Here is a 25,415-nt window from a genome sequence, read left to right on the forward strand (position 1 = left end):
CACCACTCATTACTACTCTATTTTATCTTCTTACTTATCATTAAAACAAGTCCAATAGCTATACCGTTAGCGAGCATAGAGCTTCCTCCATAGCTTAAAAAAGGAACTGCGATCCCTTTTATCGGTGTAAGACCGCTTATTCCATACGCATTTATTAAAAAAGAAAAACCTAAAAGAAGACCTACGCCTATGCAAAAAAGATAATCCAAATGATCTTTGCTTCTATTGGCAATTTTGAATATTCTATGAATCATCAAGGCTATTATAACGGTAACGGCAAAAACGCCTAAATAGCCAAGTTCTTCAGCAATTCCGGCAAGTATAAAATCTGTATGTACCTCGCTTAAAAAACCCAGTTTCAGTACTCCCTCTCCAAGTCCAGTTCCAAAAATACCTCCATGATGTATAGCATTTAGTGAGTGGGATATCTGATAAGGTTCAGGTGCATTTTCTACTCTTAGTTTTTCCGCTATGGCTTGAGGTAGATAAGATAAAATATAGTTTTGGGCATTTGCCCACCAAGATAAAATTCTATTTATTCTGTGCTCGGAAGTAAAAATGAAAATGATAAAAAGAGCCACAGCCGAGCCAATTAGAGTCAAAAAGAGTTTAAAGCTTCTTCCGGCAAAAAAAAGCATAAAGCTTAAAGTCAAACCCAAAACCATCACTTGTCCTAAATCGTTTTGAAATACGGCTATTAAAATAACAACGAATAAAAATACCACCATATACGGTAAAATCATTTTTATCTCTTCTAAAAGATCTCTTTTTTTCTCATCATTTGCAAATTTTCTTGAAAAACTCCAGGCCAAAAAGTATACAAAACCTATTTTGAAAAACTCTACGGGAGCTAAAGAAAAACCGGAAAGTCTTATCCATCTTTTAGCGCCTCCGGCACTTGTTACCAAAGATGATGGTAAAAAATACATAGATATCATTAAAATGAAAAATATTATAAATAGAGATATTCCTATAATTTTAGTCCATTTGGAGGGTTCTAACCTAGAGATCCCCCACATCAATAATATAGCACCTATACCGGCTATGAACTGCCTTGTTAAAAAATGAAACTCGTTAAAACCGTATAGTAAAGTTGTGTATGTAGAAAAAGTATAAGAGCCTATTATACCTATAGTTATAAGTATAGAAGCGAGAATAAAGAGTGTTTTATCTACCATATCAATCTTTCTTAAACTAACCCTTAAGTCAAATTTTATAGCTTTAAGAGTATCATTTTAGCCACTATAAGCCAAATCTTTGATTAAGAATAGATTTTATGAATACCCAAAGCAAACTATACAAAATAGCCACCCTTTTTTTCTTGCTATTGTTCGGTTTTTTAATATTTTTGTTTGCCGTTTTTAAGATAGTAATAGACGATAGAAAACTACCTGCTCTTAAAATAAGTGAAAAAAACAGAGCTATTAGAGGAGCAATAGTTACAAATGACGGTTTTAATGTAGCAAGTAGTAAAAAACTGTATAAAATCTCAGTCAATACAAGATGTATTGATCCGAACAAAAAAGAGTTGTTTGTAAAACTTTTTTCTGTTTACAGTGGAATGGATCACAATAGAATAAAAAAGGTTATAGAGAGCAAAAAAGGTAATGTTGTTCTTACTTATGCGATGGATCCAAAAAGAGCTAATCTTTTAAGAGAACTTGCTAAAAAGCTATATCTTATGGATGTATTTATTGAGTATGAATCAAATGGCAAAGTCTACAAACAAGGACTTTCCGTAAAAGAGAGTGGAGAGAGTAGATTATATCCTTATCAAGATATTTTAACTCCCATAGTTGGATATGTAAGAAAATATGAAGATGAAGGGTACACAAGAATAACTGGGGTCAAGGGTATTGAAAAATATTATGAAGAAAAGCTCAAGCCTATACAAGATGGGTTAATAGAAGGTTATAGAGATATTGGAAATAATATCATTTTAAACAGAGAATCAAAAATAAAAAAAAGAGTTGACGGTTTTAATGTGCATCTAAATATTCCAATACTTCTTCAAAAAACTGTAGAAAATATACTGGATAGATATAAAAAAAAGTTAAGAGCGAAAGAGATAATTGCAGCTGTAATGGAGAGCAGAAGCGGTAAAATAATAGCTTTGGCTTCTAGTAACAGATTTGATCCAAAAAACATAAGAAAAAGAGATTATGAATCTCTCAATGCTTCTGTAATAGAGTACAGTTTTGAGCCAGGTTCTGTTATGAAGCCTATAACTTTTGCTCTTTTACTTGAAAACTCTCTTGTATCTCCCTACGATATTATTAGAACTTATAGTGGACGATTTAAACTTGGAAAAAAAATTATAACCGATGAGCATAAAGAGGAGTGGATGAGTGCCGAAAATGTTATAGTTTACTCCAGTAATATAGGTATAGCACAGCTTGCGCAAAAACTCTCTCATATACAATTTTTTCAGGGATTAAAAAAATTTGGTTTTTCTAGGAGGACGGAGATTGATCTTCCATATGAGCATACAGGTTATATTCCTTCTCTATCAAAATTTAAAAGTGAAATCTACAAAGCAACTATAGGGTACGGATACGGTATGAAAGCGACTTTTATGCAGCTTCTAAAAGCGTATAACGTATTTAACAACAACGGAAAAGAGGTAATTCCGAGAATTGCTAGCTATCTTAGTTTGCAAGACGGGAAGCAGTTTGCTCTACCAAGATTTAGTGCTCAAAAAGTGATCTCTATTGGCACAGCTGCAAGAATGAACAAGATTTTAGTGAAAGTTGTGGAAAAAGGAACTGGAAGAGCAGCAAAGATAGAAGGCATTAATATAGGAGGTAAGACCGGAACGGCTCACATAGTAAAGAAGGGAAAATATGTAAAAAGCTACAATAGCTCCTTTTTTGGTTTTGCTAACGATGAAAAGAATAGATATACTATAGGAGTGACAGTGATTGAGCCAAAAAAAGTTTATTTCGCTTCACAGACGGCTGTACCGGTATTTAAAGAGATAGTAGATGTTTTAATAGACCAAGGATATTTAGTGCCTATGATTAATGAGTAGAGGAAAAAAGTATAAAGTTTGGCTTACTTAGTTACAAATCACGAGTTATTGTAGTATAAAAAAGGATAATATTAAACTCCATTAACGAACTAATTTATGTTAAAATTACCAAAAAAATTAATAAGAGGCTTTTATGGATATTAGAAGTGAATTTTTAAAATATTTCGAATCAAAAAATCATAAAATCTATCCCAGTTCTCCTTTGGTACCTGAAGATCCTACCCTCCTTTTTACCAATGCAGGGATGGTGCCTTTTAAAAAGATTTTTACAGGAGAGCTTCCGCCCGAGAGTTCTAGAGCTACAAGTTGTCAAACCTGTATAAGAGCTGGCGGGAAACACAACGATTTAGAAAATGTTGGATATACAGCAAGACATCATACATTTTTTGAGATGCTTGGAAATTTTAGTTTTGGGGACTACTTTAAAGAAGAGGCTATAGAGTACGCATGGGAGTTTGTTACAAAAGTTTTGGAACTACCTATTGATAGGCTTTGGGTTACTGTTCATGAAAGTGATAATAAAGCTGAGAAGATTTGGCAAAAGTTTGTAAGCAAAGATAGAATAAAAAGATTTGGGGATAAAGATAACTTTTGGCAGATGGGTGATACGGGACCTTGCGGTCCATGTAGTGAGATTTTCTACGATCAAGGAGTGGTGCGTTTTAACGGTCCTGAAGATTATCTTGGAGGAGACGGGGACAGGTTTTTAGAGATTTGGAACCTTGTTTTTATGCAGTACGAGAGAAATGAAGCCGGTGAACTTCTTCCTTTACCAAAACCTAGTATTGATACAGGAATGGGTTTAGAAAGAATAACGGCCATAAAAGAGGGAGTTTTTAGTAACTACGATAGCTCTTTGTTTATGCCGATCATCGAAGAGATTTCAAACCTAGCTAAAAAAGAGTATATTTACAAAGAGGGGGCTAGTTTTAGAGTTATAGCCGATCATATTAGAGCCGTAACATTTTTGCTTTCTCAAGGAGTTATGTTCGATAAGGAAGGGCGCGGTTATGTTCTTAGAAGAATTTTAAGGCGTGCTGTTAGACACGGATATCTGTTAGGATTAAAAGAGCCGTTTATGTATAAACTATCCGATGTGGTCGCCGAAATTATGGGAAAACACTACACATATTTAAATGAAAAACTTTCTACCGTAAAAGAGCAAATACGTGCCGAAGAGGAGAGATTTTATCAAACTATAGAAGCGGGGATGAGACTTTTTGAAGAAGAGCTTTCAAAAACTCAAGAGGTTTTTAGCGGTGAAGTGGCATTTAAACTTTACGATACATACGGATTTCCTCTAGATTTGACCGAAGATATGCTTAGAGAAATAGGTTTGAGGCTCGACAAAGAGGGTTTTGAGCGTCTTATGAAAGAACAGAGAGAGCGTGCCAAAGCTGCATGGAAAGGTAGTGGAGATATGGCGCTTTCCGGTGATTTTAAAGATCTTTTGGGATTAAAAAACGAGTTTGTAGGTTATGAGAAACTAAAGGCCAAAACGATAATTTTGGCGATTTTAAACGAAGATTTTAAAAGAAGCGAGAAACTCAAAAAAGGTGAAAAAGGTTGGATTTTACTAGAAGAGACCCCTTTTTACGCCCAAAGCGGTGGACAAGTTGGAGATATAGGCGAGATAAGAGTTTACGAGGGAGAAAATATAGCCAAAGTTTTGGACACTCAGAAATTTTTCGATCTCAATATGAGTCTTGTTGAAGCTCAAGATGAGGTAAAGGTTAACGAAGCTGTTGAAGCTGTGGTAGATAAAAGCCGCAGAGAAATTGCAAAACACCACTCTGTTACGCATCTTTTACACTCTGCTCTAAGACAAATCTTAGGAGAACATGTTACGCAACAAGGAAGTTTGGTTGAAGCAAATAGACTAAGATTTGATTTTTCCCATTCAAAAGCCCTAAGTACCGAAGAGATAAAAAAAATAGAAAATTATGTAAACGAAGTTATTGCACAGGGTATTGAAGCAAATATAGAAGAGATGAGTATAGAAAAAGCAAAAGAGAAAGGGGCAATGGCTCTTTTTGGCGAAAAGTACGGTGATATTGTGAGAGTCGTAGAGTTTGGCGATGCCAGTATAGAGCTTTGTGGCGGGACTCACGTTAAAAATACGGCAGAAATAGGTAGTTTTTTTATAACAAAAGAGAGTGGAGTCAGCAGTGGAGTAAGAAGAATTGAAGCTGTTTGCGGTATGAGTGCTGTTGCGTTAGCTAAAAAGTGGAGAGAGACTTTAGAAGAGGCTAAAGCGGAGCTAAAAGCTAAAGATCTGCTTTTGGCTATCAAAAAACAAAAAGATGAGATTAAAAGACTAAAAGAGGAACTTAAAAATGCAGCTAAAGTTAGTCAAAAAGAGCTAAAAAGCTATGAGATTGGTGGTGTAAATGTGATAGTGGATGAAGTGGAAGCAGGAGATATAAAAAATATCATAGACGATATAAAAAATGCAAATGAAAAAGTGGCTGTTATGCTTTTTCAGAAAAAGGGCGATAAAGTACTCATAGCTGCAGGAGTAAAAGGAGTTAGTCTAAAAGCTGGCGATTGGGTTAAAAAAATTGCTCCTATTGTTGGTGGTGGTGGAGGAGGCCGTCCCGATTTTGCTCAGGCTGGCGGAAAAGATCCAAGCAAAACCAAAGAAGCAAAAAGAGAGGCTCTAGAGTTTGTAAAAAAGAGTTTAAATTGATATAAAAGGAAAAGATATGAGAAAAGTTTTGAGCGGCTTATGTGTAATGTTTTTTACAGTATCCGGTTTAAATGCCGATTTTCTAAGAGCAGAAGTAGGTGCTGGTGCGTGGATAAATACGCCTAAAGGTAGTGCAGAATATTTAAGTAGTGACGGAAGCGTAGGCGGAAATGATACTTTTAAGGAAGATTCAACAACCAATGGTTATGTTTGGGCTTTTATAAAACATCCAGTACCACTTTTACCTAATATCAGAGCTGAATATAGTAAGTTCGAAGCTGAAGGAAATCCAACGGGAAAATGGGGCAACCAGACTTTTAATACCGGAGCTGCAAGTAATCTTGATATAACGCAATACGATATTATTCCTTATTACAATATTTTGGATAACATGTTTTGGTTAACAGTAGATTTAGGGATAGATTTTAGAATATCTGAAGTTAAATATGAGGCTTATCAAACTTCCAATCTAGCAAAATATAGTTATAATGATACTATTGTTTATCCTCTTGGTTATTTAAGAGCCAGAGGGGAAATACCGATGAGCGATATCGGTATTGAGGGTGATATAAAATATATAAGTTATAATGGCTCTACAATATATGATTATCGTATAAAGCTTGATTATACTTTTTCTTTTATAGGTTTTGAAGTAGGGTATAGATATGAAAAAATAAATATAGATGACAAAGATGTTTCTGAAGTAAAAACCGATCTCTCTTTTAGCGGAATATATACCGGAATTATGTTTAGATTTTAACAATCAATAAGGCGGTGTAATGGAAAACTATCTTTTATATATCATCTTTTTTCACGTTTTAGGAGCAATTATTTGGGTTGGGGGTATGATAGCTATTAGATTTGCCGTTCATCCGGCACTGCAAAATATAGATGATGCCAACACAAGAATGGCTAGAACTTTGGAGATAACAGGAAGACTGTTTGCACTGGTTCTGCCTTTTATCCTTATCATTTTGGCTACTGGGCTTATGATGGCTAGTACTTTTGGTTTTAGAGGCCAAACAGATTTAAGTATGATAGTTCATATTAAAGAGGCTATTTGGCTTGTTATGACACTTAATTACGCTTTGATGGTATATATAAGATTTCAGGCACAAAGCAGATTTTTAGCTGCGGATATAGAAGGGGCTAAAAATCTTTTATCCAAAATAGCAAAATATATGCTTCCTTTAAATATCTTTTTAGGGGTTTTGGCGCTATATTTTGGGCTGGTTCTTAGAGGATTTTAATAAAAGGATGTAAATGAAATCACTTGGAAAACATCTTTTGGCGGAGTACTATCGATGTGACGAGAGTGCTATAAACGACGTCTTAAGAGTCGAAGAGGCACTGAAAAAGGCTGCCGAGATAGCAGGTGCTACGGTTATAGGTAGTTCTTTTCATAGATTTGAGCCTTATGGAGTAAGTGGCGTCGTAGTCATAAGCGAATCTCATCTAACAATTCATACTTGGCCAGAATACGGTTTTGCGGCTGTTGATATTTTTACATGTGGGGAATATGTCGATCCTATGAAAGCTCATGAGTATCTAAAAGAGGTTTTCAAAACAAAAAACGCTACCGTAGAGACTGTTTTAAGAGGCGTTTTGAATATTCCGGATCTTAGACACAAACCGGGAGGAAGCTGTATAGAAAGTAGTTGTGATAGAGCTTTAAAGGAGTGAGGTTGATAATACTTGCGAGCGCAAGCGAAACAAGAGCAAAGATTTTGACTGAAGCTGGAGTTGAGTTTAAGCAATCTCCAGTAGAGTTTGACGAAGACTCTCTGGCTTTAAAATATACCTCTGCTAGAAGTTTTGTTTATCACGTCACAAAAGGAAAACTTCAAAAGGCTATTGAGAAACTAGGACTTAATGAGCCTCTTTTGGTAGCCGATACGGTAGTTGCCGTAGGAGAGAATATTCTTAGAAAAGCAAAAAACGAAGAAGAGGCCAAAAAAATTTTGGAACTTCAAAGCGGTTCTAAAGTTTCTATATTAACTTGCACTGCCTACAAATCTAAAAAGATAGAGTTTATTGACATTAGCGTTACATCATATATTTTTGATATATTCGACGAAAAAGAGTTACAAGAGTATCTAAAAAGCGGTGATTGGAGAGGGAAAGCCGGAGCTTGTATGGTTGAAGGTTTTTGCAAAAAGTATATAAAAGAGGTTAACGGCTTTGAAAGTTGTGCTAGAGGTTTGACGATAGAAAAGCTTATTCCTTTTATAAAACTGGATGAAAATCATTAAAAAAATTTTTGAGGGAAAAAGAGGTGAAATTTTTCTAGTTGAATATAGAGGCAAAATTTGTGTTATGAAAAGAAAAAAAGAGGGAGTTCCTGACTTTATAGATAAAGAGTATGAGATTTTAAACTATCTTTCTAGCGAATATGTTCCAAAAGTGTGTGAAAAAACAGAAGATTATATTTTGATGGAGTATCTAAAAGGGTACGATTTTAAAGAAGCTTTACGATTAAATAGAAAAACCTCTCTTCTTCTTGGACTTAAACTTAGCTACTTTTTAGATAAAAAAAGAGTTTACCACTCTCAACTCGGAAGATACTATCATCTAATAGTCTCTAAAGATTTTAAAAATATAAAAGCTTTGGATTTTGAGAGAGCAAAAGTCGATACTACCCAAAAAAATCTTTTACAGATTGTCGGATATTATATGAGAGATTTTTATCCTTTTTTAAAAGAAGAGATAAAGATATATAAAAGTGATATCGATAGCGGATATGAGAGGATTGTTAAAAAAATTATGTTGGTTGATGATTGATGGTGTATTAGTATATTAAAAAAATAAACCAATACACTAATATCCAAACCAAAATACTAAATTTACAAGTTATGACTTAAGGTATAAAGGCAATGTATGTATGAAAAAGAGCTTTTAGCTTTAAAAAGAGCAGATAGATTTAGACAAAGAGTTGTATATGATAAAAATCTCAAAGATTTTGCTTCAAACGATTATTTGGGATTTGCGGAAAAAAAGAGTTTTTTAAAAAAAGCCTATAAAGAATTGAAAAGATTTCCATCAAATGCTGCCAAGGCATCTTTACTAGTAAACGGATATACACAGATTCATAAAAATTTCGAAGAGGATCTTTGTAGAGTAAACGGTTTTGAAAATGGGGTGGTTTTAGGAAGCGGTTTCTTGGCAAACATCGCTATGATTGAGGCTCTGCCAAGAAGAGGAGATCTTCTTTTGATAGATGAGGAGTATCACGCAAGCGGCATTTTGGCTACGAAGCTTAGCATAGGAAAGGTTGAGTTTTTCAGACACAATGATGCAGAGGATTTAAAGAATAAAATAAAAAGAAGCTCTGCTAAAAGAGTTTTCATTGCCGTAGAGGGTGTTTACTCTATGAGCGGCGATTTACTAAATGAAGAGATTTTTCACATCGCTGACGAAAATGAAGCTCTTTTAATAGTAGATGAAGCACATAGCAGCGGTGTTATAGGTCAAAAGCTTATGGGAATATTTGATTATTATAAAATTTGGCCAAAATCAAACCATATAAAGATGGGAACTTTGGGAAAAGCTTATGGCAGTTATGGAGCTTATATTTTAGCTTCCAAAGAGATAATCTCTTTTTTAGAAAATAGAGCAAAAAGCATTATCTATACTACTGCACTTTCACTTTTTGATGTTTTGTTGGCTCATGAAGCTTTGAAATATATTAAAAAAAAGAGTAAAAAGTTATCAAAAAGAATTGAGGAAAGAAAAGATATAATAAAATCTGTTTTGAATAAAGATATAGAGTCTTTGATACTTCCAATAGAGTTTAAAAGCTCTAATGATGTTTTAATGGCTCAAAAATCTCTTTTACAAAAAGGTTTTTTGGTCGGGTCTATAAGGCCGCCGACAGTGAAACAACCGATACTTAGGGTGATTCCTAGGTTAAAAGAGAGCAAAAAAAGTTTTTATAGACTTTTAAAAGAGATAGAGTTACTTCAAAAAGAGTTTAGGTCAAAATAATGTTTATATGTGAAAAGTTAACAATAGCAGATTTTGAAAAAAGAAAAATTTTGGTTGATATATCTTTCAAGATCGAAGACTCTTTGGCATTAGTGGGAGAGAGCGGCAGTGGAAAGAGTCTGACTTTAAAGGCTCTTTTGGGACTTTTGCCATCGAACATAAAAGCAGATATGAAGATAAAGAGTGAGTTTGAGTTAAAAAGAGGCAAGACAATCTCTTTGGTACCCCAAAATCCGTTTACCTCTTTATCTCCACTAACAAAGATAAGAGATCAATTTTTAACCCCTTTGGACAAAGCAAAAGAGTTAATGAAATTGGTAGGATTAAAAGAGGAGTTTTTAGATAGATTTCCACCAGAACTTAGTGGCGGGCAGCTTCAAAGAGTCATTATAGCTATGGCTCTCTCTTTAGAGCCGAAGCTTCTTTTGCTTGATGAGCCAACAACTGCGCTAGATCCCGATACAAAAGATATGGTTATAAAACTTTTGAATGATATGAAACGAAGATTTGATTTTTTGACACTTTTTGTAACACACGATATAGATAGTGCTTCAAAGATTTGCAAAGAGATTTCTGTTATAAAAAAAGGTGAGATAATTGAAGAGGGATTAATGAACCAGATTTTAAAAAATCCAAAAAAAGAGTATACAAAAAGATTGATAGAGTCAAATTTTGCTAAAAGAGAGTGGAGAAAGTGAGATACTTTATATCTTTTTTGTTGATAACTTTTATGGCAATAGGCGCTATACTCATATATTATTATAATCAAATAAGGGGACAAGCCGACTATATTATTAACTATGAACCTAAACTCACTACTAAAATATACGATAGAAATAAGAAACTGATTGCAAATCTCTTTGATGAGGAAAACAGAATATATGCTACGTACGACGAGATACCCGCACACGTTATCGAAGCTCTTTTGGCTATAGAAGATACTCTCTTTTTTGAACATCATGGAATAAATTTCGATGCGATTTTTAGAGCGATTATTAAAGATATAAAGGCTAGAAAGTTTGTAGAGGGTGCAAGTACTCTTACGCAACAGTTGGTTAAAAATACTGTTTTGAGCAGAGAGAAGAAGATAGAGAGAAAGATAAAGGAGATTTTGCTAGCTTTACGCTTAGAGTCAATGCTCTCTAAAGAGGAGATTTTAGAAAGATACTTAAATCAGATCTATTTTGGACACGGATATTACGGTATAAAGACGGCAGCACAAGGCTATTTCCATAAAAGTTTGAAAGATTTGACCCTAAAAGAGGCAGCTATGTTAGTTGGACTGCCAAGGGCTCCTAGTTTTTACGATCCTACCAAAAACTTAGAAGCCTCATTAGAGAGAGCCAACAGAGTAATATCTAGGATGCATCAATTAGGATGGATAGATGATGAGGAGTTTACAAAATCTATAAAAGAAGTGCCTATCGTTTATGATGATACCTTAACTCAAAACAGGGCTCCATATGTGGTAGATGAGATTATTAGAAGATTATCAAAAGATATCGAAGATTTAAAAAGCGGTGGATACAGTATATATACGACTATTGATCTTGAATATCAAAAACTAGCGAAAAAAGTTCTAAAAGAGGGATATGAAGCAATCCTTAAAAGAGCCAAAAACGAAGAGCAGGTAGAGACGCTAAACGGTGCTATGGTAGTTATGGAGAATAAAACCGGAGATATTTTAGCTTTGGTTGGAGGGGTCGATTATAAAAAAAGCTCCTTTAGCAGGGCTACCCAGTCAAAAAGGCAGCCGGGAAGCTCTTTTAAGCCTTTTATATATCAAGCGGCCCTCAATATGGGCTACTCTACCGTATCTTTGATTCCAGATGTTGCTCGAACCTACGAGTTTGATAACGGGGATGAGGTTAAAAAATGGCAGCCTAAAAATTATGAGAAAGATTTTAAAGGTCTTATAACTCTTAGAGAGGCTTTGGTCCATTCAAGAAACCTAGCTACCATAAACCTTGTAAATGAGATAGGACTTTTGAATGTTTACAAAGAGTTAAAAAGATTTGGCTTTAAAGACTTGCCTATGGATCTCTCCTTGTCTTTGGGAAGTCTAGGGATTTCACCTTATGAGTTTGCAGGTTTTTATTCGATCTTTTCCAACTATGGAACGAAAGTAAAACCAAGACTTATTTTGCAAATTAGTGATAAAAACGGAGATGTAATCTATGAAAAAGAGGAAAAAAAAGAGTATCTATTTGAACCAAAACAGGCCTTTTTGATGATAGATATATTAAAAGATGTGGTAAAGAGAGGAACCGGAAAAAGAGCTAGAGTAAAAGGGTTAGAGGTAGCCGGAAAAACCGGAACAACAAACAACAATATAGACGCATGGTTTTGCGGTTTTACGCCGGAATTAGAGGCTATTGTTTGGTTTGGAAAAGATAACAATACCCCTATGAGAAAGGGAGAATCGGGTGGTGTGGCAGCAGCGCCGGTTGTAGGGAAATTTTTTAAAGAGCTTTTGAAAAAACATCCTGAAATTAAAAGAGAGTTTGATGCTCCAAAAGGTATTATAATAACTAAATATAATGGTAAAAGAGAGGTATTTACTGATATCTCAAAACCTCCTGCTATGAAAGAGGAGCCGGTTATTGAAGATAAACTACTTTTTTAAAGGGAAATTATGTTGTTTGTAATGGAAGGAATCTGTCCAAAATGTAAACAAAAAGGACAAAAGGTCTCTCATGAGGTACTGATGGCACATCTAAAAGATATATCAAAAATAAAAAAGGATAAAGGGTATTACTTTTGTTGGAGCGGTGATTGTGAAAATATCTATTTTGCGATAGGAGAAAATCTAACGCAAGAGGATGTTATAAGAGAAGTTGGATATAAAAATTTCTCAAGTGAAGATGGAATAGTATGTTTTTGTTTTAACTATACAAAAGGGAGTATTGGTCCCGACTCTTTTAAAGAGAAAAAGTTGAAAGTTAAACTCCACGGATGTAACTGCGCTCTTAGAAATCCTAGCGGGGGATGCTGTACCAGTTGGTTTAAAAATTATGTAAAAGAGAAATTTAAGAGGGGTGATTAATTTTTAATCAAAAAATAAAATTTAATTAAATTTGATTTAGATATAATTTTTGGTGAATTCAAAAAAATATAAAAGGAGTATATATGTTTCAAATAGATGAAGCAAAGCTTCAAAAACTCTTTGATACTATCAAAGAGCATGAGATTGAATTTATAGACTTTAGATTTACTGACATTAAAGGTGCTTGGCATCATGTTACTTATAATGTAAAGGCTATTAGTGAGGAAACTTTTAGAAATGGACTTCCATTTGACGGTAGTTCTCTTCCAGCTTGGCAGCCTATCAATAAGTCCGATATGGTTTTAGTGCCAGAAGCTGGAACTGAATTTGTTGATCCTTTTACAGCTGATCCGACTTTAGTCGTAATTTGTGATGTTTATGATATATACAAAAACCAGCCATATGAAAAGTGTCCAAGAAGCATAGCAAAAAAAGCTCTAAAATATCTACAAGAGAGCGGAATTGGAGATGTTGCTTATTTTGGACCTGAAAATGAATTTTTTGTTTTTGACAACATTACAATCAGAGATGAGATAAATTGTCAAAGCTATGAGGTTGATACAAGTGAAGGAGAGTGGAATAGAGGTGTTGATAATCCTGAAAACGATGTTTACAATATTGGACACAGACCAGGAACAAAAGGTGGATATTTCCCAGTTCCTCCAGTAGATAGCTTAATGGATATAAGAGCTGAAATGAGTAAAGTAATGGAGGAAATTGGACTTGAGACATATGTAATACACCATGAAGTTGCCCAGGGACAAGGCGAAATTGGTGTGAAATTTGGAACGCTTATAGAAGCAGCCGATAATGTTCAAAAGTTAAAATATGTTGTTAAAAATGTTGCGCATATAAATGGTAAAACTGCAACATTTATGCCAAAGCCTTTGTATGGAGATAACGGTAACGGTATGCATACTCACATCTCTATCTGGAAAGATGGAAAGAACCTATTTTATGGAGATGGGTATGCAAATCTAAGTGAAACAGGACTTCATTTTATAGGTGGGGTTTTAAAACATGCTCGAGCAGTTGCAGCCTTTACAAATGCTTCTACAAACTCTTATAAAAGATTAATTCCTGGATTTGAGGCACCTTCAATTTTGACCTATTCGGCTCAAAACAGAAGTGCAAGTTGTAGAATTCCTTGGGGAGCCGGTGAAAAGAGCGTAAGGACTGAGTTTAGATTTCCTGATAGCTCTTCAAATCCATATTTGGCTTTTACTGCTTTGCTTCTTGCAGGTATTGATGGTATAAAAAATAAGATTCATCCTGGTGAACCTATGGAAATGGATTTGTTTGAACTTAGTCTAGATGAAATTAGAGAAAAGGGAATTAAACAGATGCCTCATACTTTAAGGGAAGCTGTGGAAGCAATGCTAAAAGAGAAAGAGTTATTTAAAGTTGGTGAAGTAATGACAGAAGAGTTTATTCAAACATACCAGCATTACAAGTTTGAGACAGAAATCTGGCCGTGGGAAGGAAGACCGCATCCATACGAATTTATAACTACATACTCTTGCTAATTTTTGGGGCTTTGCCCCAATATTAAAATTTAATCAATATTTTTTCTTTATTTCTAAATATTGCAAATTCTGAATATCCAATCCCTTTTGCTAAACTTTTTAACTCTTCTATTTTAAAACCTACTTGTTCAGGTTTGTGGGCATCACTTGCAAAAGTGATAGGTATATCCATTTCATACGCCATCTCTAAAAGTTCTTTGCTGGGATAGATTTCACCTACCGGTTTTCTTAGTCCAGCACTAGAGATTTCCAAAACCATATCAGATTTTTTTATAGCTTTTAAAGCATTTCTTGCAATCACTCTTACATCTTTTTTGGGTTTGTAATTAAAAACTTTTATAAGATCTAAGTGACCGACTATATCAAAAAGTCTTTTTTTTGCCATTGCCTCTATCGCATCAAAATAGTCTTGCCAGATTTTATCTATATCTTGATTTTTATATTCGCCGATAAACTCGGGATTGTCAAAACCCCAAAGATTTTGATGTATTAATATCTCTTTGTGAGAGCTAGTTTTAGGCAGAAAATGTACCGAGCCTATGAGATAATCCACTTTTGCATTTAAGACTCTATCTTCTATGAGTCCGGGTAAAAAATCCACCTCATAGGCTAAAAGAATCTCTATTTTATCTTTGTATCTCTCTTTTGTTTCTTTAACCATCTGTTCATATATCGCTATCTGTGATAGTTTCATTCTGTATTTTGGGTCAAAGTTCATTGGTGCGTGATCACTAAATCCAAAAATATCTATCTTTTTTTCGATTGCGGCTTCTATATACTCTTCAATTTCACCTTCTGCGTGGTTACAAAGTTTTGTGTGATTGTGAAGATCGACTCTCATTTTCTCCCTTTTAATATTTGATATAATATTATCTTAATTATAGCAGATGGGGGATTTATGAATATTTTTAACGAGATTAAAAGAGACAATATTTTGGGGGTAAAAGAGCTACTTGAGGAGATAGATGATGTCTCTTCTTTAAAAAATGAAAACGGAGAATCGCTTCTTAGATTTGCCATTAAAAATGGATGCAGTTTAGGAGTATTTAAACTTTTAGCAAAAAGCGGCGCTGATATTTTTGAAGTTGATGAGGAAGGGGTCTCACTTTTGGATGACGCTATCAAAAAAGGAAGACTCGATATTGTTACTTTTTTAGTTGAGAGTGGATTAGATCCTAATACTACCAAAAGAAAGTCTGGTTTTACACCTCTAATGGCCGCTGTTAGCTATGGGGATGAAGAGATTACTAGATATCTCTTATCCCTTGGTGTGGATACTACAACTAAAGATGGTTTCAACTACAGTGCGAAAGATTATGCGAGAATGACGGGATATAAAAGATTTATAAAAATCATAGAAGAGTATGAGAATAAGTGAGGATAGAGTGAAAAAAGTAGAGCTGTTAAGTCCTGCCGGAAATCTAGAAAAACTAAAAATCGCCATCAATTATGGGGCCGATGCCGTTTACGGAGGTGTAAGCCATTTTAGTTTGAGAATTAGAAGCGGAAAAGAGTTTACGATCGAGAGTTTTAAAGAAGGGATCGATTACGCTCACGCAAGAGGAAAGAAGGTTTATTGTACAATAAATGGATTTCCTTTCAATTCGCAAATAAAGCTTTTTAGAAAACATGTTGAGAAGATGGCTGAGCTGGAGCCTGATGCTTTCATCGTCAGTACCCCGGGCGTTATCAATCTTTGTAAAGAGATTGCTCCTCATATAGACTTGCACCTTTCCACTCAGGCAAACGTTATGAACTATTTAGACGCTCAGGTATATTTTGAACTTGGAGTAAAAAGAATCATAGTAGCAAGAGAAATTAGCCTAAAAGATGTTCAGATAATAAAAGAGAAATTGCCTGAACTTGAGCTAGAGGTTTTTGTTCACGGAAGTATGTGTTTTGCTTATAGCGGAAGATGTCTTATATCGACTATGCAAAGCGGAAGGGTACCAAATAGAGGTAGCTGCGCAAATGACTGTAGGTTTCCTTATACTCTTTATGCGGAAAATCCAGAGACCGGAACACTTTTTAAACTAGAAGAGGTGGCAGGTGAGGGAACATATATCATGAATGCAAAAGATCTAAATCTAGCAAGCCACATAAAAGAGATTTTAGATAGCAAAGCAGTAGATAGCTTAAAAATCGAAGGAAGAACAAAAAGTCCTTACTATACCGCGATAACAACTAAAGTTTATAGATGTGCGATAGATGATTATTATAATGGCAGATTTTATCCTGAAATCTATCAAAAAGAGTTGCATACTACTAAACATAGAGGTTTTACCGATGCATATCTTATTCAAAGACCTTATGAGAAGGCAGATACACAAAAGTTAGACAGCTCTATCAGTGAAGGAACTCATCAAGTAACGGCTGAAGTTACGGAAGATGGGCTTTACTTTTTGACAAAAGATAAGATGTGTAAAGGTGATGAGGTAGAGATAGTTTCACCTAATGGGGAGTTGACGGAGTGTGAAAACGAGATAGGAAAAGTTTACAAAAAAGAGGATTCTTGGTTTGTGAAATTTTACAAAATCAAGACCGAGTCCGGTAAAGAGATGGAGTGTATTCACAGCGGAAATCAAAATAGAGTAAAGCTTCCATGTAAAATGGAGCCTTTCTCGTTTTTTAGGAGAAAAATTGGAAAAAGTAACGATTAAAGAGATAGTTCCAATCTGGTGGGCATGGCAGTGGAGGGCTATGGTTGCTACATTAGTAGGTACTTTGGTATTTAGTTTTTTGATAGGTTTGATAGGAGGTATCTTAGGGTTTTCTAAAGAGAGTATATATATACTTACAAATCTGGTTTCTTTAGCGGTAGCCATATATGCCTCTTTATACTTTTTTGCGTATATTTTCAATATGAGGTTTAAAAAGTATAAACTCTGTATAATGGAAGATAGTAATCATTACGCTAAAAAGGCGGCTTTGATTTAAAGATAGATAGATTTTTCCAAAAATTTTTAATCAAACCAAACGTAAAGGAGTATTATGAGATTCGTATCTATTATAATGGGAAGTAAAAGCGATTATGAGATTATGAAAGAGTGTGCTAATGTACTTGAAAAGTTTGGCGTTCAGTATGAGTTGCTCATCTCTAGCGCTCACAGAAGTCCTCATAGAACAAAAAGTTATGTTGTAGAGGCTGAAAAAAAGGGTGCCAAAGTATTTATCTGTGCCGCCGGGATGGCCGCTCATTTGGCAGGTGTGGTAGCATCTTTAACCGTTAAACCCGTTATAGGCGTACCTATGAAGGGAGGATTTATGGACGGAATGGATGCACTTTTAAGTACAGTTCAAATGCCTGCTGGTATGCCTGTTGCTACGGTAGCGGTGGGAAAAGCTGGAGCGGTTAACGCGGCATATCTAGCTATGCAGATTTTAGCTATAGATGATGATGAACTAAAGACAAAACTTGAAGAAGACCGCATAGCAAAAGCGAAAAAAGTTGAAGCAGATTCTAGTCAGATAGAAGTATTATTGTAGTTAATTAGTTGAATAGTTGAGTGGTTGAGTAATAGCGGTTTTTTTCTACTCAACTACTTAACTTTTTTAACCAGTCCACAAAACAACAAGGAAAATAATGTATATGAAACCAGATTGTTTGGCTTGTCTTTATAACCAGACATTGAGAGTTGTAAAAGCGATAAATTGTGAAGAAGATTGTGCTGTCAAGGTTTTGAAAGAGTCTGCAAAACTTATATCCAAACTGAAAATAGAGCAGACTCCACCTGAGGCCGCGTCGCTTTTGTACCCTAAGATTTCTGAGATTGTCGGTAAAATCGATCTTTATGAAGAGAAAAAGATAGAATCTACCGATAAAGCTTTGAAACTATTAGAACTAGTCCTAAAAAAAATGAATAATTCTGAAGATATTGTGGATACGGCTTTAAGAGCCGCAGTAGCAGGGAACGTCATAGATTTTGCCACTGAAGTTACTTTTGATATAAAAAAAGAGATTGAGACTATTTTTGAAGCCGAGTTTGCCGTGGATCATAAAGAGCTTTTCAAAAAGAGACTAAAAGAGGCGAAATCTTTGATGGTAATAGGAGATAACGTAGGAGAACATCTCTTTGATAAAGTTATGATAGAGACATTTTTAGATTTCAATCCAAAACTAGATATCTACTATGTTGTAAGAGGAAGGCCTATAATTAACGATGTTACCGTATCTGATGCGAAAGCTATAGATATGGACAAAATCGCCACTATTGTAGATAGCGGGGTTGATACTCCCGGATTTATCTTAGATAGAGCAAATGAAGAGACAAAAGAGCTTTTTAAAAAGGCGGAACTGATACTTGCCAAAGGTATGGGGAATTTTGAGTGTATGGAAGAGATGAAAGATGAGAGGCTCTTTTTTCTTTTCAAAGTAAAGTGTTCCGTAGTAGCCGATAAAATAGGTAAAAATGTTGGGGACTTGATTTGCATGAGCGCAGGATAGTTAAAATGGTTGAAGAGTTTAGCAGTTGAAATAATTAACATCTTTAACTACTCAACCATTTTAATTTTTAATAAATATTCTAAATTTAAGGAGGTGAAATGAGTGGAAAAAAACCTCAAAAAAAAGTTGTTATATTTACAGGACCAGGTTGCCATTGGTGTGTAAAAGCTAAAAACTACTTTAAAGCCAAAGGTATAAAGTTTAAAGAGATAGATATAAGCAAAGACCAAAAAGCTGCCAAAGATTGTGAAAGACATGGTTGCAGAGGTGTTCCGGTTGTACTTATAGGGAGTAGATGGATCTGCGGATTCGATCAGGCTAAGATAGAAAAAGAGCTGGGAATCAGATAAAAAGGAAGATTAATGATAACTTTTAGCGAATTGCTACTTAAACTCCAAAATTTTTGGGCAAAGGAGGGTTGTACAATAGTGCAGCCTTATGATTTTCCAAGTGGTGCAGGTACTTTTCACCCAGCAACTTTTTTAAAATCTCTTGACGACAAACCGTGGGCAACAGCTTATGTTGCTCCTTCACGTCGTCCCACTGATGGCAGATATGGAGAAAATCCTAACAGACTAGGAGCTTATTATCAGTTTCAAGTACTTATAAAGCCAAGCCCAGACAATATACAAGAGTTTTATCTCAAAAGCCTGGAGGCTTTGGGACTGGATATTAAAAATCATGATATAAGGTTTGTAGAGGATAACTGGGAGAGCCCTACTCTTGGTGCTTGGGGGTTAGGTTGGGAAGTTTGGTTAGATGGAATGGAGGTTACTCAATTTACCTATTTTCAGCAGGTGGGGGGATTTTCTTGCGATCCTGTGGCTGTTGAGATAACGTACGGGACGGAGAGACTAGCTATGTATCTGCAGGGAGTCGAGAGTGTTTTTGATATAGTCTGGAACAAAAATCCTGACGGTAGTTGTGTAACTTATGCGGATGTTCATAAAAGAAGCGAGTTTGAATTTAGCAGATACAATTTCGAAGTGGCAGATACTTCGATGCTGTTTAGGCATTTTGAAGATGCGGCTAAGGAGTGTAAAAGATGTTTAGAACAAAAAATCCCTTTGGCTGCATATGATTATTGTCTTTTAGCTAGTCATATATTTAATACTTTAGATGCAAGAAAGGCTATAAGTGTAACTGAGAGACAAAATTTTATTTTAAAAGTAAGAGAGCTTGCAAGAGGTTGTGCAACAGTCTATAAAGAAGTGAGTGGGGAGTGGGTGTGAAGGAGTGAAGCAGTGAAAGGGTGTTGGTGTTAGTGTTAAGAATTAAGTGTTAAGAGTTAGGATTATCTAATATATCAATTCCCAATACACTAATATACCAATGCACCAATGTCTAATATCCAATGTCCAATAAGGAAATTTTATGAAAGTTAAAGAAATTTACAATATTTTGGATGAAATAAGTCCTTTTGAACTTCAAGAGAGTTGGGATAACAGCGGACTTCAGATTGGAAGTTCCGATGACGAAGTAGATAGAGTTGTTGTCTCTATGGATATAGATTTTGAGCTTTTATCCTCTCTTGATGTAAAAACATTGGTTGTAACACACCATCCTCTTATTTTTAAAGGCATAAAAGAGCTGGATTTCTCTTCATATCCTTCAAATCTTATAAAAGAGTTTATAAAAAAAGATATCTCTTTGATATCGATGCACACAAATTTTGATAAAACACATCTAAACAGCTATGTTGCAAAAAAAGTTTTAGGTTTTAGCTCAGCTATTTGCGAAGATTTTATATGCTATTTTGAAGTGGATAAAAGTTTTGAAGAGATGGTACGGTTGGTAAAAGAGGCTTTCAGCTTGGAAAAAGTTAGAGTACTTAAGTGCAAAGAGAGAATAAAAAGCGTAGCTCTTACCACGGGAGCCGGCGGATCTTTGATAAAAGATGTAAAAGCGGATCTCTTTTTGACAGGAGATATAAAGTATCATGATGCAATGGAGGCAAAGTCTTTGGGACTTAGTCTCATAGATATAGAGCACTACTCAAGCGAGTGCTTCTTTGGGCAGATTTTAGCTGATGAATTGAAAAAAAATCAAATAGAAGCTATAATTTCATCAACAAAAAATCCCTTCGGATTAATCTGAAAAATCTATAAAATCCATAATTTTAAAAGATTTTTTCGCAATTTTATAGAAAAAAGTAGCAATTAGCACTAAAAGGAAAAAGATGAAACAGTTTATAGAACAGCTTGTAGAACTATCCAAAATAGATAAAGATATAGATGCTTTTGAACCAAAAATTGCAGAGATAAGAGCAAGGTTAGAAAAAGTAGAAAAAGAAAAGAGAACTATAGAAACTGCAATAAAACAGTTAAACGATGAGATTCAAGAGTGTGAACTCAAAAAGAGAAAGAATGAGCTTCATCTGCAGGAACTTGCTGAAAAGCTAGAGGAACTCTCTAAAAAAAGTGCTAATGTTAAAACAGAAAAAGAGGCAAAAGCTATTGGGCTTGAAGAGGAAATTGCAAAAGAGCAGATAAGCTTTGCAAACGAAGAGATTGCAAGACTTGAAAATCTTTGTGAAACAAAGCTTGAAGAGAAAGAGGCTTTAGAAAATCAGTTAATAGAGATTGAAGAGAAGCTTGAAAAGATAAAAGAGTCTGTAGAGGTTGAACTAAAAGAGATAGAAGATGAAAGAACAAAAGTTTTTGAAAAAAAACAAGAACTTGTTTCAAAAATCCCTCAAAAAATTTTGGCTTTTTATGAAAAGATAAGAAGATGGGCCGGAAACAGCGCCGTTGTCCCGGTAAAAAAGCAGGCTTGCATGGGATGCTTTATGAAAATAAACGACAAAACATTCTCTAAAGTTATTAAAGCCGAAGAGATTGTAACCTGTCCTCACTGCGGCAGAATACTCTATCTTGAAAAAGAGGAAGAAACGGTATAGGAATTAGTAATCAGGAATTAGGAATTAGAAAAATCCTAATTCCCAATTCCTAGTTCCAAATTCCAAAGAGGTTTAATGTTTCCATTTATCTACACAGTTTTATTAACTTTTTTTTATATAGTTTTAATTCCCTTTTTATTAATAATTTCTTTCAAAAACAAGTATAAAAGATCGATTCCATCGAGATTTTTTCTTTTTAAAAATCCTTCTTTCAAAGATAAAACCATCCATTTTCATTCATGCAGTCTTGGAGAAACCCTATCTTTAAAGCCTTTGATAGAAAGTTTTGACAAAGTTAATCTCTCAGTTATAACCGATACCGGATTCGAGGCAGCTAGAAAGTATTCAAATGCGGATGTGAGATTTTTGCCTTTTGAGATATTTTTGTGGTTTTGGCTAAAACCAGGTAGAGTTCTTGTAGTAACGGAAGCGGAACTATGGTACCTTCTTTTTTATCTATCTAAAAAAAGAGGGGGCAAAACCTTTTTGATAAACGCGAGAATCAGCGATAGAAGCTACAAAAGCTATCTGAGACTTAGGTGGTTTTATAAAAAGATTTTTGAAAATATAGATTTTGTATTTGCTCAGACAGAAACGGATAGAGAGAGACTAAAAACTCTTGGCGCTAAAAATGTAGAGGTGGCCGGAAATATAAAACTGGCAGTAAAACCTGTAATTACCAAAAGTTATGAAAAACCGAAAAAAAGAGTGATTGTTGCGGCAAGCACTCATGAACCTGAAGAGGAGATCATTTTTACTGCCTGGCTTAAAAATAACAAAGATTCGGTTCTGGTTATTGTTCCAAGACATCCAGAAAGATTTGACGAAGTAGATGAGCTTCTTTCATCTAGATGCAAGGCTGAGAGGCTTAGTTATCATAGATTTAGTCAAAAGAGCAGTTTTGATGCGGATGTGGTTTTAGTAGATAAAATGGGAGAATTGATAAATATTTATACCATTAGCGATCTAGTTATTCTTGGCGGAAGTTTTGTCAACGTGGGAGGTCATAACCCTTTAGAGCCGGCATTTTTCAATAAACCTATAATCAGCGGGAAAAATATCTATAACCAAAAAGAGTCATATTCATATGTTGGCGGTATAGAACTTATAGAAGCGGATGAACTTGAAGAGGTTTTTGAAAAAAAAGATTTTAAGCCTACAAAAATCGTTGCAAAAGCGGATATAAAAAAGATTTTAAAAAAGATAAAAGAGGCTTATGATGTGGTATGAGATAAGAGATGATTTTGTCATTTTTTATATAAAAGCTCAGCCAAATTCGAGTAAAAACAAAATTGCAGGAATTTTAGGAGATAGTTTAAAAATAAACATAAAAGCTCCGGCCGTAGATGGGGAAGCTAATAAAGAGCTAGTAAAATTTTTAAGTAAAAGCTTCAAGATTGCAAAAAACGATATACATTTTATTAGCGGCGAGACAAGTAAAAGGAAAAAACTAAAACTTCCAATAAATGAAAATATACAAAAGTTTATAGAAGATATGGAAAAAATATAAAGGAAAAGTTTGAAGGATAAAGCATACAAAGTTTTAGCAAAACAGCTGGATATCTCCAATAAAAAGGCTAAAGAGCTTATAGACAGAGGTTTGGTATATGTTGGAAACAAAAAGGTAAAAATAGCAAGAGGAGAGATAGATACTAAAACGAAACTAAGGGTTAAAGATATTCCTAAATTAGATGTGATATATGAGGATGAAAATATTTTAGCTATAAACAAACCAGCTTTTATAACCAGTGAAGAGATAGAAAAAGATAGTGGTTACAGACTTCTTCACAGGCTTGACAAAGAGACGAGTGGAGTTTTGCTTCTAGTTAAGAATGAAGAGTTTAGAAAAGAGGCGATAGAAGCTTTCAGACAGGGAAAGGTTTATAAAGAGTATTTTGCTTGGGTTGAAGGAATTTTGCCTGAAGAAACAACTATTGATCTTCCGATTTTGACTATCAAAAAGGGAGGAAGAGCAAAGAGCAAAATCTCTTACTCCAAAGGAAAAGAGGCTTTAACCGTAGTAGAGCCTTTGGAGGTGATGGCCAAATATACAAAAGTAAAAGCCCTTATAAAAACGGGAAGAACACATCAAATAAGAGTTCATTTAGCAAGAATAGACCATCCCATTTTGGGCGATACTCTATATGGAGGAAAAGAGTGGGACAGAATTATGCTGCACGCGGCTAAGATAGAGCTATTTGGTTACTCTTTTGAATCACCCGAACCTGATGAGTTTAAAAAATTGTTGTAGTATTGAGAACTTTTGAATTTTAAATTTAGCTAAAATTAATCTTTTTTTAAGTAAAATTCACACTCACGTAAAAGTAGGTAATTTTAACAATATTTTTAAATAGAAGGATTTAATAGGTGTTTGAAGCTATATCCAACTCATTTAGCAACGCTATAAAAAAGATCAGATTTCAAGATGATGAGAAAGCTCTTAAAAAGGCACTCTCTGAGCTTAAAAAGTCGTTGTTAAAATCAGATGTTCACCATAAAGTTGTAAAAGAGCTTCTAAACAAAGTTGAGTTGGATACAAAAAAAGCCGGTATAGGAAAAGAGAATTTTTTAAAGGCTTTAGAGAAAAATCTAAAAGATATTTTAGAAGTTGAGGGGAAGCAGGGTTTTGTTTTTGCCTCTAAACCTCCTACCGTAGTTTTGATGACTGGCCTTCAAGGAAGCGGAAAAACCACTACTACGGGAAAACTTGGATACTATCTAAAGCTTCGAAAAAAGAAAGTTTTGATGGTTGCTGCTGACCTTCAAAGGCTTGCAGCGGTAGAACAACTAAAACAGATAGGACAGCAGATAGAAGTTGACGTTTTTAGCGAAGAGGGAAGCGAGCCTGTAAAAGTTGTAAAAGATGCGTTGGATTACGCAAACAAAAATCTTTATGATGTAGTTTTGATAGATACTGCCGGTCGCCTTGCTATCGATGAAGCTTTGATGGAAGAGCTAAAAAGAGTGAAAGAGGCGGCAAATCCTGACGATATCTTTTATGTAGCCGACTCTTTAACGGGGCAAGATGCTGTTAGAAGTGCAGCTAAGTTTAATGAAGAGATAGGTATAACTGGGGTAATTCTTACAAAATTTGACGGCGATAGCAAAGGTGGCGTGGCTATCGGTATAGCTCACCAAATAGGTGTGCCGTTAAGATTTATAGGAACTGGCGAAAAGATGCCGGACTTGGAAGTTTTTATTCCTGATCGTATAACTAGCCGTTTGATGGGTGCTGGTGATATAGAGTCTTTGGCTGAAAAGACATCAGCTGTAATTGATGAGAAAAAAGCTAAAGAGTTAACCAAAAAGATAAAAAAAGGAAAATTCAATTTCGAAGACTTTCTAGAGCAGCTTGAGTCTTTAAAAAAGATGGGAAGTCTTAAGTCTTTGATATCTATGATTCCTGGTATGGGAAATATTGCAAGCGCTTTGAAAAATGTTGATCTTGACAACTCAAAAGAGATCAAAAAAATCAAAGCAATGATAAGCTCTATGACTCCTAAAGAGAGAAAGGACCCAGATCTTATCATGAAAAACAACAGCAGAAAAAGAAGAATTGCCCAAGGTGCCGGTTTGAGTCAGCAAGAGGTTAATAAAATCTTGAAACAGTTTAACAATGCAGCTAAATTTGCTAAGAAGTTTTCTGGTAAAAAAGGTATGCAAGATCTACAAAACATGATGAATCAGATGAAAACTGGAGGAATTCCTAGATAAGTTGAGTAAGGTGAGTAAGTTGAGTAGTTACACATACCTTATTTAACTTACTCACCTTACTTAACTATAAAAAAGGAGAAAT

At 34.8% G+C, this 25,415-nt stretch carries 27 protein-coding genes; 25 read left to right on the plus strand and 2 right to left on the minus strand.

Going from position 1 to position 25,415, the window contains the following annotated elements; translation table 11 throughout:
* Nucleotides 1-17: 17 nt before the first annotated feature.
* A complete protein-coding gene (locus NIL_RS01290; RefSeq protein WP_187647849.1) occupies nt 18-1,178 on the minus strand; it encodes a peptidoglycan glycosyltransferase FtsW in 1,161 nt (386 codons plus the stop codon).
* A 98-nt stretch (nt 1,179-1,276) separates the two neighbouring features.
* On the opposite strand from NIL_RS01290, the gene NIL_RS01295 reads away from it, so the two are divergent.
* The 12 genes from NIL_RS01295 (at nt 1,277) to glnA (ending at nt 14,276) form a co-directional block, all read left to right on the plus strand.
* Nucleotides 1,277-3,031, plus strand: a complete 1,755-nt coding sequence (locus NIL_RS01295) for a peptidoglycan D,D-transpeptidase FtsI family protein (protein WP_187647850.1) — start codon at nt 1,277-1,279, stop codon at nt 3,029-3,031.
* A 133-nt stretch (nt 3,032-3,164) separates the two neighbouring features.
* Nucleotides 3,165-5,720 (plus strand): alanine--tRNA ligase, encoded by a 2,556-nt coding sequence (gene alaS, locus NIL_RS01300; protein ID WP_187647851.1) that lies wholly within the window; start codon nt 3,165-3,167, stop codon nt 5,718-5,720.
* Nucleotides 5,721-5,736: 16 nt separating this feature from the next.
* Nucleotides 5,737-6,480 (plus strand): TIGR04219 family outer membrane beta-barrel protein, encoded by a 744-nt coding sequence (locus NIL_RS01305; RefSeq protein ID WP_187647852.1) that lies wholly within the window; start codon nt 5,737-5,739, stop codon nt 6,478-6,480.
* 19 nt (nt 6,481-6,499) lie between these two features.
* Complete coding sequence (locus NIL_RS01310) at nt 6,500-6,970, plus strand: hypothetical protein (protein ID WP_187647853.1); 471 nt, start codon at nt 6,500-6,502, stop codon at nt 6,968-6,970.
* Nucleotides 6,971-6,983: 13 nt separating this feature from the next.
* Entirely contained in the window at nt 6,984-7,403 is a 420-nt protein-coding gene (gene speD, locus NIL_RS01315) for an adenosylmethionine decarboxylase (protein ID WP_187647854.1), read from the plus strand.
* Nucleotides 7,404-7,405: 2 nt separating this feature from the next.
* Nucleotides 7,406-7,972, plus strand: a complete 567-nt coding sequence (gene maf / locus NIL_RS01320; RefSeq protein ID WP_187647855.1) for a septum formation inhibitor Maf — start codon at nt 7,406-7,408, stop codon at nt 7,970-7,972.
* A gap of 64 nt (nt 7,973-8,036) precedes the next feature.
* Complete coding sequence (locus tag NIL_RS01325; protein ID WP_187647856.1) at nt 8,037-8,501, plus strand: hypothetical protein; 465 nt, start codon at nt 8,037-8,039, stop codon at nt 8,499-8,501.
* A gap of 96 nt (nt 8,502-8,597) precedes the next feature.
* Nucleotides 8,598-9,704 (plus strand): aminotransferase class I/II-fold pyridoxal phosphate-dependent enzyme, encoded by a 1,107-nt coding sequence (locus NIL_RS01330; RefSeq protein WP_187647857.1) that lies wholly within the window; start codon nt 8,598-8,600, stop codon nt 9,702-9,704.
* A complete protein-coding gene (locus NIL_RS01335; RefSeq protein ID WP_187647858.1) occupies nt 9,704-10,402 on the plus strand; it encodes an ATP-binding cassette domain-containing protein in 699 nt (232 codons plus the stop codon). Before NIL_RS01330 ends, NIL_RS01335 begins: the two co-directional genes overlap by 1 nt.
* Nucleotides 10,399-12,330: a transglycosylase domain-containing protein gene (locus NIL_RS01340; protein WP_246434445.1), complete on the plus strand. Its 1,932-nt coding sequence runs from the start codon at nt 10,399-10,401 to the stop codon at nt 12,328-12,330. Before NIL_RS01335 ends, NIL_RS01340 begins: the two co-directional genes overlap by 4 nt.
* A gap of 9 nt (nt 12,331-12,339) precedes the next feature.
* Nucleotides 12,340-12,750, plus strand: a complete 411-nt coding sequence (locus NIL_RS01345; protein WP_187647859.1) for a hypothetical protein — start codon at nt 12,340-12,342, stop codon at nt 12,748-12,750.
* Nucleotides 12,751-12,833: 83 nt separating this feature from the next.
* On the plus strand, nt 12,834-14,276 hold the full coding sequence (gene glnA / locus NIL_RS01350) for a type I glutamate--ammonia ligase (protein WP_197972101.1): 1,443 nt from the start codon (nt 12,834-12,836) through the stop codon (nt 14,274-14,276).
* A 22-nt stretch (nt 14,277-14,298) separates the two neighbouring features.
* On the opposite strand, the gene NIL_RS01355 is transcribed toward glnA, so the two are convergent.
* On the minus strand, nt 14,299-15,117 hold the full coding sequence (locus tag NIL_RS01355; protein ID WP_187647860.1) for a histidinol-phosphatase: 819 nt from the start codon (nt 15,115-15,117) through the stop codon (nt 14,299-14,301).
* A 57-nt stretch (nt 15,118-15,174) separates the two neighbouring features.
* Here NIL_RS01355 and NIL_RS01360 point away from each other — a divergent pair, with 57 nt between their 5' ends.
* The 13 genes from NIL_RS01360 to ffh all read left to right on the plus strand — a co-directional run bounded on the left by NIL_RS01360 (nt 15,175) and on the right by ffh (nt 25,333).
* A complete protein-coding gene (locus NIL_RS01360) occupies nt 15,175-15,654 on the plus strand; it encodes an ankyrin repeat domain-containing protein (RefSeq protein ID WP_187647861.1) in 480 nt (159 codons plus the stop codon).
* Complete coding sequence (locus NIL_RS01365) at nt 15,641-16,936, plus strand: U32 family peptidase (protein ID WP_187647862.1); 1,296 nt, start codon at nt 15,641-15,643, stop codon at nt 16,934-16,936. Before NIL_RS01360 ends, NIL_RS01365 begins: the two co-directional genes overlap by 14 nt.
* Nucleotides 16,917-17,213, plus strand: a complete 297-nt coding sequence (locus NIL_RS01370) for a hypothetical protein (protein WP_187647863.1) — start codon at nt 16,917-16,919, stop codon at nt 17,211-17,213. Before NIL_RS01365 ends, NIL_RS01370 begins: the two co-directional genes overlap by 20 nt.
* Before the next feature lie 54 nt (nt 17,214-17,267).
* Complete coding sequence (purE, locus tag NIL_RS01375; RefSeq protein ID WP_187647864.1) at nt 17,268-17,762, plus strand: 5-(carboxyamino)imidazole ribonucleotide mutase; 495 nt, start codon at nt 17,268-17,270, stop codon at nt 17,760-17,762.
* A 97-nt stretch (nt 17,763-17,859) separates the two neighbouring features.
* Nucleotides 17,860-18,720, plus strand: a complete 861-nt coding sequence (locus NIL_RS01380) for a damage-control phosphatase ARMT1 family protein (RefSeq protein ID WP_187647865.1) — start codon at nt 17,860-17,862, stop codon at nt 18,718-18,720.
* A 98-nt stretch (nt 18,721-18,818) separates the two neighbouring features.
* On the plus strand, nt 18,819-19,070 hold the full coding sequence (locus tag NIL_RS01385) for a glutaredoxin family protein (RefSeq protein WP_187647866.1): 252 nt from the start codon (nt 18,819-18,821) through the stop codon (nt 19,068-19,070).
* Between the two features lie 12 nt (nt 19,071-19,082).
* On the plus strand, nt 19,083-19,952 hold the full coding sequence (glyQ, locus tag NIL_RS01390; protein ID WP_187647867.1) for a glycine--tRNA ligase subunit alpha: 870 nt from the start codon (nt 19,083-19,085) through the stop codon (nt 19,950-19,952).
* A gap of 142 nt (nt 19,953-20,094) precedes the next feature.
* The gene (locus tag NIL_RS01395; RefSeq protein WP_187647868.1) at nt 20,095-20,817 is read left to right on the plus strand and encodes a Nif3-like dinuclear metal center hexameric protein; all 723 of its coding nucleotides are present in this window, start codon (nt 20,095-20,097) and stop codon (nt 20,815-20,817) included.
* Between the two features lie 82 nt (nt 20,818-20,899).
* Nucleotides 20,900-21,619 carry a zinc ribbon domain-containing protein gene (locus NIL_RS01400; protein WP_187647869.1) on the plus strand — a complete coding sequence of 240 codons (720 nt, stop codon included), beginning with the start codon at nt 20,900-20,902 and terminating at the stop codon, nt 21,617-21,619.
* Nucleotides 21,620-21,694: 75 nt separating this feature from the next.
* Nucleotides 21,695-22,849, plus strand: a complete 1,155-nt coding sequence (gene waaA / locus NIL_RS01405) for a lipid IV(A) 3-deoxy-D-manno-octulosonic acid transferase (RefSeq protein WP_187647870.1) — start codon at nt 21,695-21,697, stop codon at nt 22,847-22,849.
* Nucleotides 22,839-23,129 (plus strand): DUF167 domain-containing protein, encoded by a 291-nt coding sequence (locus NIL_RS01410; protein WP_187648538.1) that lies wholly within the window; start codon nt 22,839-22,841, stop codon nt 23,127-23,129. Before waaA ends, NIL_RS01410 begins: the two co-directional genes overlap by 11 nt.
* 9 nt (nt 23,130-23,138) lie before the next feature.
* Nucleotides 23,139-23,870, plus strand: coding sequence for an RluA family pseudouridine synthase (locus NIL_RS01415; RefSeq protein WP_187647871.1), 732 nt, complete (start codon nt 23,139-23,141; stop codon nt 23,868-23,870).
* 116 nt (nt 23,871-23,986) lie between these two features.
* Nucleotides 23,987-25,333 carry a signal recognition particle protein gene (gene ffh, locus NIL_RS01420; RefSeq protein ID WP_187647872.1) on the plus strand — a complete coding sequence of 449 codons (1,347 nt, stop codon included), beginning with the start codon at nt 23,987-23,989 and terminating at the stop codon, nt 25,331-25,333.
* Nucleotides 25,334-25,415 lie beyond the last annotated feature (82 nt).

This window comes from Nitrosophilus labii, from assembly GCF_014466985.1.
Taxonomy (GTDB): Bacteria; Campylobacterota; Campylobacteria; order Campylobacterales; family Nitratiruptoraceae; genus Nitrosophilus_A; species Nitrosophilus_A labii.

Bases quoted from the DNA above. Each gene is read 5' to 3' on its own strand.
- NIL_RS01290 (WP_187647849.1), bottom strand. From the start codon at position 1,178: ATGGTAGATAAAACACTCTTTATTCTCGCTTCTATACTTATAACTATA.
- NIL_RS01295 (WP_187647850.1), top strand. From the start codon at position 1,277: ATGAATACCCAAAGCAAACTATACAAAATAGCCACCCTTTTTTTCTTG.
- alaS (WP_187647851.1), top strand. From the start codon at position 3,165: ATGGATATTAGAAGTGAATTTTTAAAATATTTCGAATCAAAAAATCAT.
- NIL_RS01305 (WP_187647852.1), top strand. From the start codon at position 5,737: ATGAGAAAAGTTTTGAGCGGCTTATGTGTAATGTTTTTTACAGTATCC.
- NIL_RS01310 (WP_187647853.1), top strand. From the start codon at position 6,500: ATGGAAAACTATCTTTTATATATCATCTTTTTTCACGTTTTAGGAGCA.
- speD (WP_187647854.1), top strand. From the start codon at position 6,984: ATGAAATCACTTGGAAAACATCTTTTGGCGGAGTACTATCGATGTGAC.
- NIL_RS01325 (WP_187647856.1), top strand. From the start codon at position 8,037: ATGAAAAGAAAAAAAGAGGGAGTTCCTGACTTTATAGATAAAGAGTAT.
- NIL_RS01330 (WP_187647857.1), top strand. From the start codon at position 8,598: ATGTATGAAAAAGAGCTTTTAGCTTTAAAAAGAGCAGATAGATTTAGA.
- NIL_RS01335 (WP_187647858.1), top strand. From the start codon at position 9,704: ATGTTTATATGTGAAAAGTTAACAATAGCAGATTTTGAAAAAAGAAAA.
- NIL_RS01345 (WP_187647859.1), top strand. From the start codon at position 12,340: ATGTTGTTTGTAATGGAAGGAATCTGTCCAAAATGTAAACAAAAAGGA.
- glnA (WP_197972101.1), top strand. From the start codon at position 12,834: ATGTTTCAAATAGATGAAGCAAAGCTTCAAAAACTCTTTGATACTATC.
- NIL_RS01355 (WP_187647860.1), bottom strand. From the start codon at position 15,117: ATGAGAGTCGATCTTCACAATCACACAAAACTTTGTAACCACGCAGAA.
- NIL_RS01360 (WP_187647861.1), top strand. From the start codon at position 15,175: ATGAATATTTTTAACGAGATTAAAAGAGACAATATTTTGGGGGTAAAA.
- NIL_RS01365 (WP_187647862.1), top strand. From the start codon at position 15,641: ATGAGAATAAGTGAGGATAGAGTGAAAAAAGTAGAGCTGTTAAGTCCT.
- purE (WP_187647864.1), top strand. From the start codon at position 17,268: ATGAGATTCGTATCTATTATAATGGGAAGTAAAAGCGATTATGAGATT.
- NIL_RS01380 (WP_187647865.1), top strand. From the start codon at position 17,860: ATGTATATGAAACCAGATTGTTTGGCTTGTCTTTATAACCAGACATTG.
- NIL_RS01385 (WP_187647866.1), top strand. From the start codon at position 18,819: ATGAGTGGAAAAAAACCTCAAAAAAAAGTTGTTATATTTACAGGACCA.
- glyQ (WP_187647867.1), top strand. From the start codon at position 19,083: ATGATAACTTTTAGCGAATTGCTACTTAAACTCCAAAATTTTTGGGCA.
- NIL_RS01395 (WP_187647868.1), top strand. From the start codon at position 20,095: ATGAAAGTTAAAGAAATTTACAATATTTTGGATGAAATAAGTCCTTTT.
- NIL_RS01400 (WP_187647869.1), top strand. From the start codon at position 20,900: ATGAAACAGTTTATAGAACAGCTTGTAGAACTATCCAAAATAGATAAA.
- waaA (WP_187647870.1), top strand. From the start codon at position 21,695: ATGTTTCCATTTATCTACACAGTTTTATTAACTTTTTTTTATATAGTT.
- NIL_RS01410 (WP_187648538.1), top strand. From the start codon at position 22,839: ATGTGGTATGAGATAAGAGATGATTTTGTCATTTTTTATATAAAAGCT.